This is a genomic window from Pseudomonas sp. RA_15y_Pfl2_54, from assembly GCF_963971015.1.
Classification (GTDB): domain Bacteria; phylum Pseudomonadota; class Gammaproteobacteria; order Pseudomonadales; family Pseudomonadaceae; genus Aquipseudomonas; species Aquipseudomonas baetica_A.
Window position 1 is genome coordinate 57087 of the sequence record NZ_CAXAPN010000009.1, and the last position, 13802, is coordinate 70888.

The window sequence follows — 13802 nt, forward strand, 5'->3', positions numbered from 1 at the left end:
GACCCGCTTTGGCGGGTCTTTTTTTGTCTGCGAGATGTATGTACCGCACGCCGCTGAAACGCGGCCTCTACCTTGCCCTGATTCGACGCCCTTAAGCGTGCCCCCCAATCAGAGCAGGTGTTGCCCATGTCCGAACATTCTTCAGCCAGTGCCGTTGATGTAGTCACCCAACTGGTGACCGGCCCCTCAGTGCGAGAAGTCGCCACAAAGACATTGCGTCCGGCACTCAAGACGCTGTACCCGGACCTCAATATCGACCCGCAACTGGCGATGGTCGTGAAACCGACCTGGATCATTCAGAACGACAAAGTCATTCCCGGCCGCCCTCAGATCGAATCGCTGACTGATGCGTTGGTACGCTTGGGCCTGTCCGGCACGGCGGAGACCTACCTCGATGGTGAACACTTTCTGACCTTGCAGCCCGATATCCAGACGGCTGTCCAGTTGCCGGTCAAGATCGACGCCATCGGTTTGCTGCTCAACGAACTGGCGCCTTTGCTGTTCATCGCCTTCAAGGAACAACACGTCGACTACTGGGATGAATTCACGTATCCGGGACAGCCGCGCTGGCAAAAAATGTCCGATGCCTTGCGTAATCTGTGGAACGTCGACGCCAGTCTTGGCTGGGATGCCGACCAGCGTGCCATTGCCCACGCCGTCTACCAAAACCCGGACAAACAACAACGTCTCAACGACACCTACAAGACTCGCGCCTGCCTGATAGACCTCGACCGGGACGACGCAAAACACCCGGAACACTTGACCCTGCTTGATTGTGCCGTGCTGATCGGAACTGTCGAAAAGCGCACAGTGGTTCTTACCCACTCGGTGGTCCACGGTTTTCAGTGCTTCGACTCGCTGGATGCATTCGGCGAAGCCCTGCCGCAGTTCTGGCAGAGCGTTTCCAGTGCTGGCCTGAAGTGGCGACTGGTCGAGCCGCAGGGCCATTTCTTCGATCATCAGGCCTGCACACTGATCGCCCTGGAGGCCGAAGCCTTGGGCAAGATCAATTTTTTTCAAGACTCGACCCTCGACAACCTCTTCCCTCGCCAGGGCTCAGCGACCACCACCCGGGCCACACCGCGTCTCAAACCGCATACAGATCGTCTGGGGCCGCTACTGCCCGCCTGGCTGGACAATGCCCTTCCCGCCGATCAAACCCGTTACAGCCGACACCTGCTGGATCTGACGACGGTGCAGCATTCCAACCAGGGAAAAACGTTCCAGAGCGAAGTGGTCAGCCTGCAAAAATTCACCCGCCAGGCCCTGAAGCAGCAGATGCTCAAGGAGCATCCGACAGCGGACAAGATCGAGATCGATGACCTCCAGATCACCATCACCAGCCTGGTGGTATGGGGCACGTTCGTATTGCCGGGCAATATTCAGACTCAGACGCTTTCGCTCAGTGAACTGGCCCTGCAAAACCTGGCGGGCCAGCCCCTGGGCAATAAAACCGTGCACTACAACGGCGACCACGCGTTACCAGACTGGCTGACCGTGACCTACCTTGAAAAACTGGTGAGTACCGTCGACATCGGCAAGACCTACCCGCAGTACCTGCAAAAATTGCTGATTGACGACACTCGGCAAGCGTCCGAACTGCAAGCGCTCTACACCAGCCAGTTACCCATAGAACTGCCGCTCCTGGCGCTGCAACACAAGATCCAGGGCAAAGCAGGCATGGATGAAAAAGGGTACCGATATGTCGCCGCAGCACTGGGCAACACCGCAGAGCAGCGGCACATCGATGGCGAGGAAATTGTCATTCGGCCTTTGTCGTTCATCGCCCACCGCAGCAGTTCACGCACGGATGTCGTCAACAACATGTTTGTCATCGGTCCGAGGGAAGTGGAAAAAGGCCCCTGCGTACTCTATCGACCGCTGTTCGAAATGGCGCTGATCCAGTATCCAGGCCACGCCAACCTGCTCTACGCCATCGAGCATTCGCGACAGCTTCGCGAGTCGGTACTCGCCTGGTTGCCGGACGATGTGCGCTTCAATTACAGCCAGTTCGTATTCACCGCCAGGCTGCCCTCGGTGTGGACGATCCCGCAACTGCTGGTGAACCCGACCACCGCGTTCGACATGTCAGGGCCTGTTGCATTGGGGACCGCTGCGATTGAGAGCGATGTGCGGGGAACACTGTATGAGAGCAACGTCCAGGCCGTCATCACACAAGCCGAACGGCAATCGGTATCGGATGCGGAGGCACGCTGGGCGACACTTAAACGCGGCGGTTGGATGGTGTTCAACGCAGCGTTGCCATTCCTCGGTCGCAGTGCCGGCACGGCAGCGTGGATCTGGCAGATCATGGACGATTTGCAGGAAATCAGCGATGTCGAAAATGAACAGACCGACAAGACTGCCTGGACAGCAATCGCCGACATTCTCCTCGCCTTGGGCATGGTACTGGCCCATCGTGCAGCGGTGGGGAACAAGCCGATGCATGAATCGATTGCGACGACGCCAGAAGAAACGCCACCCGTAACGTCCGCCCCCAAGACCATCAAACCGCAGCGTTTGCCGGACATGGCCGGTACCGAACTGCCTGTCGCTCATCACATGTCGCTCAATACGGTGACCGCACTGAAGCGCTCCCCCGTCGCACTTGCAGCGCTGCTCGACAGTTTCAAGATCGACAAACCCAAAGAACTCGGCGCCGAAGCCAACGAAGGGGTGCATCGCCACCTCTACGCAAAACAGAAGAAATGGTACGCATCGGTCGGCGACCGCTGGTTCGAAGTACTGATCAACGAAAACCAGGACGTACAGATCATCGACTCGCGCCGGCACCCCACCCTCGCGGGGCCGTTGCTGACCCGCACCGCCGGCGGTCAATGGATCATCGACCTGAGATTGCGCCTGCGTGGCGGTGGACTGCGCAGTGGGCGCGAACAGGAAAGAGGCAAGAACCTCAGAAAAGTACAGGCACTGATTGCCGAAATCGAAGCTTTCGACAACACGATGGCAGACAAGCAGAGTCAACTCGACGCGGCCCATAACGCAATGCACGATACATCGTCGACCGTGGACGAAGCCGTTGGCAAAAAGTACCTGGACACCCTCGACTCGCTCGACAAGGCGTACGCGGCAAACGTCGAGAAAATCAAGTCACTGAACCGCAAACAGACAGTGCCCAACTATCGGACAGTCATGATCGAACGCCTGCAGATGCTGTTGTTTCTGGGGCAGGAATGGCTCAGCCAGCACAACACCGATTTTCAGACCAATGTGAACGCGACCATCTCGATGATCGCTGACCACACCCATGTCGAACCGCAAAAGTTTATCCAGTCCTGTGAAAACATCACCGATCAAACCCAAGGCATCATCGAAAAGATCGAGGCTGCCCATGCCCGGTTCGCAGAACTCGAGCTGCTCGGCAAAGAAGCCGTAGAGACCGTTTCAACTTATCGAAAGGCACTCCCGAGCTACGACCTCAATGACCTCAAGCTGTTGCAGATCAGTCTTGGGCAAGAGATCTGCGTCAAGCCCGGCGAGACCGCGACTCGGGCAGACGCGCAACAGGCACTGGAAACGCTCATCGAGGATGCTGCGCTGAATATTCAGAGCTCGATGAATCTGACCGCCGATGAGAGCCTGAGCAACTTGCGCGATCGAATCGAAGCCCTGAGCAACGTTTCCGAGCAGTTTGCCGCGGTGGACCAACGTTTTGCCGACCTTGTCGCGGAGTTTCCCGATCAACTCCAGACCACTCGGCTGGGGCATGTACGGACTCGGGTCATCGAATTCAAAGCACACACAGACGTGCGTCTGGCTGACCTGCTGCGCAATAAACATCTGCTGGAGCCGTTGCCAGGCCCAGCGAAACCGACGTCGAGTCGCAAGATCATCAGCACCAGATTCAAGGGCACGCTCGTTGGGGAACGGAAAAAAAGCACGGATGGCCTAGACACCGAACTGGTCGAGGTGCGCGGAGAACTGACCGGCGTTATTGCCACGTTTCACGAAAAATCGCCCGGTGTATGGGTCGAACACGGCATCACCAAAACCCAACCTGCCAAGGCCAGACCGAACATCAAAAAAGCGGTCGAACACGCAAAAGCATTACTCGATGGCCTGGCGGCGTTCCACCGGCGCACCGAGGCGCGCATCAAACGAGGTCAACGTATCCCGGTCGAGATTGAGGAGATCTACCATGAGGAAGCCGAGCGCTTGCGCAAAGCCGGCGAAGCGCTTGATGAGGCAATGACGGCCGCCAATCTGACCGTCGACCCGAAGCATCCGACGGCCGCTCTCGGTCATGCACTGAGCAATGCGGCAACCGCACTCTACGAAAAAGGCACCAGTGCCCGCATCAGGATCATCAAACAACAACCTCCGACGGCAGCCCGAGTGGAGTGGCTCAAAAACAAGCTAGAGGTGCAGATAACGCAAACGGTCACCCGGCGCAGCCTCAAGGGGCAGGACAAGGACTTCCTCGACGAATATGAAGTGAGCGACGCCAAAACCGCAAAAGTGCTGTGGTATGCGCACTTTCACTATAAAAATGCCAGCGACGCGTCCGCTTCGTTCACCGCCGGGCACATGAAAACCCTCCAGCAACGGCGCCTGGGCGGCAAGCTTGACCTGCGCAACAAAAGTAACCAGCAACTGATCGAAATCTATCGCAGCCAGATCGGCAGTACATTGGCGCAAACCCTGTTTTTCAAACCTGCCACGCCTGTCGCAGACGCATCAGTGCGGCTCTGATCCCAGGCTCCGGCACGGCGGCAAAGCCCAGCACCAGTCCGGCACGCTGATCGGCTGAAGTCAGGGAATCGGGCAGCCAGTAATGGCTCAAGCCGTTGATTTCCACATCCACGCGGGCGGCTTGTTCAACCAATTGCTGCTCGCGCTCGATGCTGTTCACGGCCACCGTCAGGTGCAGCCCGGCAGACACCGCCGGCAGCTTGCCCACACCGGCGATTGCCGTCGGCCAGCCGTCCAGCAATGCATTGCGACGGTTGAGTGCTGCCCGACGCATACGCCGGATATGGCGCTGGAAATGCCCGGCGGCCATGAACTCGGCCATCACCATTTGCGTACTCACCTCGGAATGCCGGACGTCCACTGCCCGGCGTTGCGAAAACGCGTCCACCAGCCCCGGTGGCAGCACCAGATAGCCCAGTCGCAACGCCGGGAACGCGACTTTGCCGAAGGTGCCGACATACAGCACTCGCCCCTGTCGATCGAGCGCCGCCAACGGTGCCAATGGCGCGCCGGTGTAACGGTACTCACCGTCGTAGTCATCCTCGATGATCCAGCCTTGGGTGCGTTCGGCCCAGGCCAGCAGCTCAAGCCGTCGCGCCAGGCTCATCACCACACCCGTCGGGTATTGATGCGACGGCGTCACATAAGCCACGCGACAGTCACTGGCTGCCGACAGCGCCGAGCAATCCATGCCCTCTTCATCCACGGCAATACCGTGTAAACGGCCACCCGCCACCGCGAACGCATGGCCGGCCGCTCGGTAACCCGGATTTTCGATACCGACGCCATCACCCGGCGCCACCAGTAGCTGTGCACAAAGACTGATGCCTTGCTGTGCGCCGCTGGTGATCACAATTTGTTCAGCCGAACACTGCATGCCACGCGAACTGCGCAAATAAGCGGCAATCAGACCGCGCAAACGCGCATCGCCAGCCGGGTCGCCGTAGCACAGTTGCTGAAGATCGGGTTTGCGCCAAAAAGCCGCGTTGAGCTTGGCCCACACGTCAAAGGGGAACAGATCGAAGGCTGGAACGCCCACTCGAAATGCGCGGGGCGGACCACTGGGAGGTTTGGGTAAATGATTGTTTCTGACCCGGCACAGCGGATCGCTGTGGATAACTTTACTGGACGAATCAACAGGTAAATCCAGCCAATTTGTGGATAAGTCTGTGGGTAAGCCTGTTGAAAACCCTGTGGATACTTTTGTGGATAGTTTTTCCGCCGATAACGCGGCTTGGGGTAATTGCGCGACGTAGGTGCCATCACCGACTCGCCCCTCGATAAAGCCTTCGGCGTATAGCTGATCGTAGGCGCGCACCACACTGTTACGGGAAATGCCCAGCGCCGCCGCCAGATCACGGCTGGCCGGCAGGCGTGTGCCGCCGCACAGGCGCCCGTCCAGCACACGCAAACGCAGCGCCTGATAGAGCTGGCGGGTCAAGCCCAAGCGACGGTCGAGCTCGATACCCGCCGGATTGAAGGGCATGGACAACGTGGGCGATTCAGGCATGGCAATGGACCTATGAAATGGGTCGTCAATGGCTCTTACAACAGACCAATAGCCTGCCTAGGATGCAGGCATTCGCCAAGGAAAATTTCCCCATGTACACGCCCCGCGCCTTTGCCATCGACGAGTTGTCGCAACTCCACGAACTGATCCTCGCCACCCGCCTCGCCATTCTGGTGACCCACGGCGAAAACGGTCTGCAAGCCAGCCATGTGCCGGTGTTGCTGCATTGCGAGCAAGGCGAGAACGGCACGCTCTACGGGCATCTGGCCAAGGCCAATGCACAGTGGAAAGACTTGCGCGACGGGGCTCAAGCGATGCTGATCTTTGCCGGCCCGGACGCCTACGTCAGCCCGGGCTTTTACCCGAGCAAGGCCGAGCACGGCAAAGTCGTGCCAACCTGGAACTACATCGCGGTGCACGCCTACGGCCACGCCGAAACCTTCAGCGACGGCGGACGGCTGCTCGACATCGTCAGCACCCTCACCGACCGCCATGAAGCGGGCCGCGCGCAACCGTGGAAGGTTGACGACGCCCCCGCCGATTACATCGACGGCATGCTCAAGGCCATCGTCGGTTTTGCCATTCCCATCGACCGACTGGAAGGCAAGCGCAAGCTCAGCCAGAACCGCAGCCCCGCCGACATTGCCGGCGTGCGCGAAGGCCTGGCCGCCAGCCCCGACATCAATGATCAAACCCTCGCCCACTTGATGCGTTAAGGAATTCACCATGAGTCAGATCGAGATCCGCCCAGTCACCGCCAATGATCACGCCGCCTGGCTGCCGTTGTGGCAGGCCTACCTGCGTTTCTACAACACCGAGCTGCTCGAGGCCGTAACCCATAGCACTTGGCAGCGCCTGCTCGACCCCAGCGAGCCAACCCACGCCGCCCTCGCCTGGGCCGATGGCAAAGCCGTGGGCATGGTGCACTACATCTACCATCGCTCGAACTGGAGCATCGAAAACGCCTGCTACCTGCAAGACTTGCTGGTGGCGCCTGAAACCCGCGGCACCGGCGTCGGTCGCCTGCTGATCGAACACGTCTACGCCACGGCCAAGGCTGACGGTTGCGCCAAAGTGCATTGGCTGACCCACGAAACCAACGCCACCGCGATCCAGCTATACGAGCGCATCGCCGAACGCCCAGGCTTCATCCAGTTTCGCAAAGCCCTTTAAGGAGAGACACACATGACTGCTTCACTGGCCGACTGGAAAGGTGTCCCCGCCCCCACGACCACACTGATCGAAGGCCGCTTCATTCGCCTGGAAAGACTCGACCCGGCCCGTCACGCCGACGAGCTGTTCAACGCCCTTGAAGGCCCCGGCGCCGACCCGAAACTGTGGAACTATCTGCCTTACGGCCCATTCCCTGAGCGCAGCGTGTTCAATGCCTGGCTGAGCAACCACGCGGCCAGCAGCGATCCGTATTTCTTCAGCGTCATCGACCGCGCCACAGGTCAGGTGCAAGGCATCCTCAGCCTGATGTCGATTGTCCCGGCCCAGGGCCGCATCGAAATCGGCCACGTCACCTTCGGTGCACCGATGCAGCGCACGCCGAAAAGCACCGAGGCGGTTTACTTGTTGGCCAAATACTCCTTTGAGCTGGGCTACCGTCGCCTCGAATGGAAGTGCAACAACGGCAACGCCCGCTCCAAATACGCCGCCGAGCGCTTGGGTTTCAGCTTCGAAGGCGTGTTTCGCCAGCACATGGTGGTCAAGGGCGAGAACCGCGACACTGCGTGGTATTCGATTCTCGATGGTGAGTGGCCGGCGATTGCGGCCGGGTTTGAGCGGTGGTTGTGCGATGAAAACCAGACGCCTGACGGGCAGGTGAAAGGGCTGGTCGAGTGCCGCTCCTGAGCGTCTGAAAGCAAAAGATCGCAGCCTGGCAGGCAGCGATCTTTTGATGTTTAACGGACATCTCGCCGAATTCGCACCACGCCCATCTTCATCCCAAACGGGCGATTGTATGTTTTCAACAAGCACCGTGCGTTCGGCAACGGTCAGGCTTATTTCAGACCCCACTTTTTCAATCGCTGGTCAATCACGCCTCAATAGCGTATTTCCCAACCAATGCGCTGGCGGCACATGCGCATGCGCCGCCAGCACGTTAATCACTCCGTGGGCACTAACCTATCCAGCACCCGATTAACCGCCAGCTCTGCCAGCATCACCACCTGCGCGATGCCTTGCAGGGTTTTGCGGTTCGAGCCTTCAACCATTGCCGCGTGGTTGTTGAGCATGACGGTGGCGGAACCGAGCGTTTCACTGGCGTCGGCCAGCAGGGATTCGGTGTCAGCCTCGGGGTGCGCCATGTACAGCGTGCTGGGTGTGTAGGGCGCGGCCATGATGGCGGCGGCCGGTGGGCAGAGATAGTGGTCGAGGGCGCGCTCGGCGGCTTCATGGAATTTCTTTGAATCGGGCGATTCGTAGGGGGATGCCGGATCTGTGACCGGCGGGTTTGGCGTTACTTTGAACATCGGAGTGTACCTCTATGAGGCCGCACCATCCCGCTGCTAAACGATAGGGTGGCGGCTGTGCGCAAGTTAGCAGACCGGTCACTCCGAAACCCGGCGCACCCGAAGGTGCCATGCGCACAGCCACCATCAAGCGCAGGCAAATGCCTGACCGGATGAGACTTGTACGACCGGAATGAAACGAAGCCGGGCTGCTAAACCCGATCACTGGGAATCAGTGACCCGATCAAGTTACGCAGCCAGCCCTGGGCGCACAAGCCGGCGGATTCTGGCGTAGCCGTAGGCAACGACGCAAGGATTTGTAGGTCGCGAGGCGTAAAGCCAATAGGTCTTAAACGAGAACAACGCCAGATGTTTACTACACAAAAATAATTGGCGATTTGTCTGACGTATTTGAGCCGCATACATGCCAAGAATCCGAGCCTCGCAATAGCGTCAGTGAAGAGGCAACCGAACCACACGAACAATCAAGGTCCTTTCCTTCAACCCCATAGGACCCCTCCTACATTTTTTCTTCGGCACGTTTGTTAGCTTTCGGCACTTGTATCTGCCTTCACGCATTCAGATACAAATTCCCTCAGCGACCGTCGAAGGAACAAAGGATGCCTAGCCCCAGCCCTCTCGCACGTTTCAATCTGACCATTGATAGTCTGGAGCACGACCTTCAAGTCCTGGAGTTCACTGGTCAGGAAGCGATCAGCACACCCTATGCCTTTGACCTGGTGCTGGTCAGCGAGAGGCCGAATCTCGATCTTGAAAGCCTGCTGCACAAACAAGCGTTTCTGGCATTCAGCGACGGTCGCAATGGCATCCATGGGCAAATCCATCGCGTTGCGCAAGGCGACGCTGGCAAACGTCTGACGCGTTACAACCTCACGCTTGTTCCTCGGGTGGCTTATTTGGGCCACCGCATCAACCAACGTATTTTTCAACAGCTGACCGTCCCGCAAATCATTGCGCAGGTGCTGGAAGAACACGGCATCCACCGCGACCTTCATCTGTTTCAGTTGGGTGCCATTTATCCGGATCGCGAGTACTGCGTGCAGTACGACGAATCAGATCTGCACTTCGTCCAAAGGCTCTGCCAAGAAGAAGGCATTCATTACCACTTTCGGCACAGTCGCGAAAAACACCTGATGGTATTTGGGGACGACCAAACCGTATTCCCCAGGCTTGACCGGCCAACACCCTACAAACAAAACAGCGGCATGGTTGCCGAGGGACCCGTGATCAAACGATTCGACCTGCGAGTCGAAGCGCGCACCAGTCGCACCACTCGCCGTGACTACGACTTCGAAAAATCCCGAATTCTTCTGGAGTCCAACTACGAACCTGGCACCGATCTCACGCAGCCTGACCTGGAAGATTACGACTACCCCGGCCGCTTCACCCTGCGTGAGCGCGGCAAGTTTTTAACCAAACGGGCACTGGAGCGCCATCGTGCCGACTATCGGCAGGCTGAAGGCAAAAGCGATCAGCAAACCTTGGTATCCGGGCATTTTATGGAGATGTCCGAGCATTCACGCACGCAGTGGAATGCGCTTTGGTTGCTGACAGAAGTGCGCCACGAATGTAAGCAGCCGCAAGTGCTGGAAGAGAGCATCACCAGCGCAGGCTCCGCGCAAGAACATGACTTTGTTCAAGGTTATCGAAATCAATTTGTCGCGACGCCTTGGGACGTTTTCTACCGACCGCCACACCATTACCAAAAGCCGCGAATACTGGGTAGCCAGACCGCCATGGTCACCGGTCCCAAAGGCGAGGAAATCCACTGCGACCCCTTCGGCAGGGTCAAGGCTCAGTTTTTTTGGGACAGAGAAGGTCGTAACGACGACAAAAGCAGTTGCTGGTTGCGGGTGTCGTCCAATTGGACCGGCAACGCCCATGGCAGCGTCACTATTCCGAGAGTGGGCATGGAGGTGCTGGTCAGCTTCCTGGAAGGCGATCCTGATCAACCGGTGATCAGTGGCTGTCTGGCCAACAGCGCCAACCCGGTGCCCTACGAACTGCCCGCGCACAAAACCCGAAGTGTGTTTCGCTCACGCAGTTCACCCGATAGCGGCGGATTCAACGAATTGCACCTGGAAGATCGCGCCGGGCAGGAGTTGATCTACCTGCGTGCCCAACGCGACATGGAGCACAAGGTCGAAAACGACAGTCGACTTGAAGTCGGCAACGAACGCCGGGAAACCATCAAGGGCAACAGCATCACCGTGCTGGGAGCCGAAGAACACCGAACCATCACCGCCGACCGCAAAGTGCAACTCAAGGCCAATGACTATCTGCATGTCGCGAGCAACAGCCAGACCCGAGTCGACCAAACGCTGGTGGTGGAGGCTGGCCAGCAAGTGCACATCAAGGCTGGGGCGCACCTGACGCTGGATGCTGGCGCGAGCATCAGCCTCAAGGCCGGTGGGCAGCACATTGTGATCGGCCATGCGGGCATTTTCAGCAGCAGCGAAATCCAGATCGGGGGTGCCCCGGTGGCGGGTTCCGCTGCCGCATTGTCAATGCCGGGGGCCAATGACGCCTTGGCGATGCCAGCAGAACGGCCGCCCATGATTGCGCCCAGCCAGAACGAATTGATGGCCGCCAGCAGCGTTATGGGATCGGACTTCTGCCCCATCTGCGAGGCCTGTCGTGCGGGTATTTGCCTGCCCCGGGGAGCCGCCGCATGACTGACTCGCTACCCCGCCAATGGATGAGAGAACAGCAACGTTCAGGTTTTGCCTTGTGCGTCGTTCTGGACTCACAGAACGAGCGCGACCTGCGCCAATCCCTTTTAAAAACCAGCCAATTCGACCAATACCTGAGTGTTTACGGTGAAACGTTGGTGGCTGATCTGGCGGATGCCGGGCCATTCATCTTCACTTTCGATCAGCCTGACGACAGCCGCATCAGTGAACTGCTGAAGAATCCGCAACGCAACTGGGGCTGGTTTGCCAGCCTTCAAAAAGGCGATTTGAGCAGGCTGGTCAAACATTGGCACGAACGCCTGATCATCGGTGCCCGCCCACATCAGGCGCTGTACCGCTTTCACGATAATCGGGTATTGAGCCGCGCCCTCGCGCACCTGCCTGAGGACGCCTGGCCGGCCTACCTCGGGCCAGCGATCAGCGTGTGTTACTGGCAAGGCACACACTGGCAAGGCACGAACAATCCCGCCCCCGGCAGCTACCCAGTGCCAGATCAGCCGCTGTGGCATCAAGTGCCAGCGCCCAACCAACAGACGGATGAAATTCGCCGCAGCAATGCTCATCGCTATCTGCTGGCGGAGCATGTCCAGGCTTACGCCAAACTTGCCGAACACCATGATCCTGATACGTGGCTGCGCAACAGACTGGCGCAGGCGCAAACGTGGGGTTGGCTGGCGCCGGAGCAACTGGAGTTTTTGCTGACCCAGAGCCTGCAGGCGCAGGGCTACACGTTGGCGCCGCACTGGCAGGTTCGGGCCGGTGAAACGCCGAGTGAGCATTTCGAGCGGGTGTCGCAAACAACAGCATTTTGGCAAGGAGAAGCCGCCCTATGAAAAGCCTGATTCGCACAGCAAGTCTGGGTTTTGGCCTCGCGTTAACCGCAGGCTGTGCGAGCAGTCACAGTCAGCCGAATACCTTCACCTTCACCGCCGATATGCCGCCCGACTTTGCATACGTTGCAGTGGTTTATTACATGCCTGCCAAGGGCGAAACCTGCACCGTTGAAAAAAAGGCCAACTTGGCACCCGTGTTCAACGGCGAGTGGCGAACGGAATACAAACCTGATGCTGAAATAACGATTCGCAGAACACGTAGCGGCTGTCCGTTGGTGATCAATCGCATCGAACTGAAAATCTACGCGACTTACGGTAAGGATCGGGGAGATTTTGGCGCCGACAGCGCCAGGGTGTTCATTCGGAATGAGGTGGAAGATCAGTACAGAAACGTTTTCAACGAAGCGGGTGAAAGTACCTTTTACGGTGAATGCCAACAGCTGTTTCGTACTTCGGGTAAGCCCCGAATCCTCAGAAAACTCCTCGACTGCAAAACGATCGGTGCCCAGGGGGAGTTGCGACGAGGCAAACCTTCCGCCGCTTATACCCCGGACCAACTGCCGGGTAAGACCGTGAAGATGCACATCAAATTGGCCAGCGAGGAAGAGCCGGCCTTCAAGGATACGTGGGTCAAGGTGCCGAACGGCTGGAAGCGTTGTATGGGCAAAAATTTTGAGGATCAAGACGCTTATTGCTTTGGCAATTACAAAGACTTCAGCAGCTTTCAGATGCCAGACGTCCGGCAATGCACCATCTATCCCGGTTGCACGGAATAAGGACATTACTCAATGACTACCTCGTATCCCCTGCTTAAAAGCTCTGTTTTGGGTTGTTGCTTCGTTGGCATTTCAGGCTGCGTGAGCAGTCAGCCGAATACGTTCACTTTCACCGCCGATATGCCGCCCGACTTCACCTATGAGGCCATCGCAGTGTATGTGCCTGCCAAAGGGGAAACCTGCACCGTGCCGGGCGGACGAGGCACTGGAGTTGGTTACAACCTGAAATGGCGTGAAAACTATCAGCCCAACTCCGAAATAGCCCTGCGCAGAACTGTCAGCGGATGCCCGCTGGTGATAAGCCGCATCGAGCTGGAAATCTATGCGACTTACGGTAAAGACCGGGGAGATTTTGGCGCTGACAGCGCCAGAGTGTTCATTCGGAATGAGGTGAAAGATCAGTACAAAAGCGTCTTTAACGAAGCAGGCGAAAGCACCTTCTACGGTGAATGCCAACAGCTCTTCCGAACGGTAGGGCCAAAACGGCGCATCGTGAAACTCCTCGATTGCAAGACTACCGATGCTCAGGGCGAGCTGAAAAGAGGCAAGCCTTCCGCGGCTTATACCCCGGACCAACTGCCGGGTAAGACCGTGAAGATGCACATCAAATTGGCCGACGAGGAGAAACCCGGCTGGGGTGATACGTGGGTGAAGGTTCCGAATGGCTGGAAGCGTTGCATGGGCAGAGGACTTGAAGATCAACGAGGTTATTGCAACGGTAACTACACCGACTTCAGCACTTTTCAGATGCCAGACGGCCGGCAATGCACCATTTATCCCGGTTGCACGGAATAAGGAGG

At 58.1% G+C, this 13802-nt stretch carries 10 protein-coding genes; 8 read left to right on the forward strand and 2 right to left on the reverse strand.

Annotated features, from left to right (window positions below):
- Positions 1 to 126 precede the first annotated feature (126 nt).
- Positions 127 to 4713: a dermonecrotic toxin domain-containing protein gene (locus tag AACY50_RS08925; RefSeq protein WP_339538451.1), complete on the forward strand. Its 4587-nt coding sequence runs from the start codon at positions 127 to 129 to the stop codon at positions 4711 to 4713.
- On the opposite strand, the gene pdxR is transcribed toward AACY50_RS08925, so the two are convergent.
- A complete protein-coding gene (pdxR, locus tag AACY50_RS08930; protein ID WP_339538452.1) occupies positions 4670 to 6223 on the reverse strand; it encodes a MocR-like pyridoxine biosynthesis transcription factor PdxR in 1554 nt (517 codons plus the stop codon). The genes AACY50_RS08925 and pdxR overlap by 44 nt on opposite strands.
- 92 nt (positions 6224 to 6315) lie before the next feature.
- Between pdxR and AACY50_RS08935 the strand changes: the two genes are divergently transcribed.
- Genes AACY50_RS08935 through AACY50_RS08945 form a run of 3 tightly spaced genes read left to right on the forward strand, consistent with a single transcriptional unit; the run spans position 6316 to position 8080 of the window.
- Positions 6316 to 6939: an FMN-binding negative transcriptional regulator gene (locus AACY50_RS08935; RefSeq protein ID WP_339431503.1), complete on the forward strand. Its 624-nt coding sequence runs from the start codon at positions 6316 to 6318 to the stop codon at positions 6937 to 6939.
- Positions 6940 to 6949: 10 nt separating this feature from the next.
- A complete protein-coding gene (locus AACY50_RS08940) occupies positions 6950 to 7396 on the forward strand; it encodes a GNAT family N-acetyltransferase (RefSeq protein ID WP_339538454.1) in 447 nt (148 codons plus the stop codon).
- Positions 7397 to 7408: 12 nt separating this feature from the next.
- Positions 7409 to 8080, forward strand: coding sequence for a GNAT family N-acetyltransferase (locus AACY50_RS08945; protein ID WP_339431501.1), 672 nt, complete (start codon positions 7409 to 7411; stop codon positions 8078 to 8080).
- Between the two features lie 254 nt (positions 8081 to 8334).
- On the opposite strand, the gene AACY50_RS08950 is transcribed toward AACY50_RS08945, so the two are convergent.
- A complete protein-coding gene (locus AACY50_RS08950; RefSeq protein WP_339538455.1) occupies positions 8335 to 8700 on the reverse strand; it encodes a DUF6124 family protein in 366 nt (121 codons plus the stop codon).
- A gap of 599 nt (positions 8701 to 9299) precedes the next feature.
- Here AACY50_RS08950 and AACY50_RS08955 point away from each other — a divergent pair.
- The 4 genes from AACY50_RS08955 to AACY50_RS08970 are packed head-to-tail and all read left to right on the forward strand — an operon-like array spanning position 9300 to position 13797.
- Positions 9300 to 11375, forward strand: a complete 2076-nt coding sequence (locus AACY50_RS08955; RefSeq protein WP_339431499.1) for a type VI secretion system Vgr family protein — start codon at positions 9300 to 9302, stop codon at positions 11373 to 11375.
- Positions 11372 to 12226 (forward strand): DUF4123 domain-containing protein, encoded by an 855-nt coding sequence (locus AACY50_RS08960; protein WP_339431498.1) that lies wholly within the window; start codon positions 11372 to 11374, stop codon positions 12224 to 12226. Before AACY50_RS08955 ends, AACY50_RS08960 begins: the two co-directional genes overlap by 4 nt.
- A complete protein-coding gene (locus AACY50_RS08965; protein WP_339538456.1) occupies positions 12223 to 13002 on the forward strand; it encodes a hypothetical protein in 780 nt (259 codons plus the stop codon). The genes AACY50_RS08960 and AACY50_RS08965 overlap by 4 nt, the downstream gene beginning before the upstream one ends.
- Positions 13003 to 13014: 12 nt before the next feature.
- Positions 13015 to 13797 carry a hypothetical protein gene (locus AACY50_RS08970; protein WP_339465162.1) on the forward strand — a complete coding sequence of 261 codons (783 nt, stop codon included), beginning with the start codon at positions 13015 to 13017 and terminating at the stop codon, positions 13795 to 13797.
- The last annotated feature ends 5 nt before the right edge of the window (positions 13798 to 13802 follow it).

Bases quoted from the DNA above. Each gene is read 5' to 3' on its own strand.
- AACY50_RS08925 (WP_339538451.1), top strand. From the start codon at position 127: ATGTCCGAACATTCTTCAGCCAGTGCCGTTGATGTAGTCACCCAACTG.
- pdxR (WP_339538452.1), bottom strand. From the start codon at position 6,223: ATGCCTGAATCGCCCACGTTGTCCATGCCCTTCAATCCGGCGGGTATC.
- AACY50_RS08940 (WP_339538454.1), top strand. From the start codon at position 6,950: ATGAGTCAGATCGAGATCCGCCCAGTCACCGCCAATGATCACGCCGCC.
- AACY50_RS08970 (WP_339465162.1), top strand. From the start codon at position 13,015: ATGACTACCTCGTATCCCCTGCTTAAAAGCTCTGTTTTGGGTTGTTGC.
- AACY50_RS08935 (WP_339431503.1), top strand. From the start codon at position 6,316: ATGTACACGCCCCGCGCCTTTGCCATCGACGAGTTGTCGCAACTCCAC.
- AACY50_RS08965 (WP_339538456.1), top strand. From the start codon at position 12,223: ATGAAAAGCCTGATTCGCACAGCAAGTCTGGGTTTTGGCCTCGCGTTA.
- AACY50_RS08960 (WP_339431498.1), top strand. From the start codon at position 11,372: ATGACTGACTCGCTACCCCGCCAATGGATGAGAGAACAGCAACGTTCA.
- AACY50_RS08955 (WP_339431499.1), top strand. From the start codon at position 9,300: ATGCCTAGCCCCAGCCCTCTCGCACGTTTCAATCTGACCATTGATAGT.
- AACY50_RS08945 (WP_339431501.1), top strand. From the start codon at position 7,409: ATGACTGCTTCACTGGCCGACTGGAAAGGTGTCCCCGCCCCCACGACC.
- AACY50_RS08950 (WP_339538455.1), bottom strand. From the start codon at position 8,700: ATGTTCAAAGTAACGCCAAACCCGCCGGTCACAGATCCGGCATCCCCC.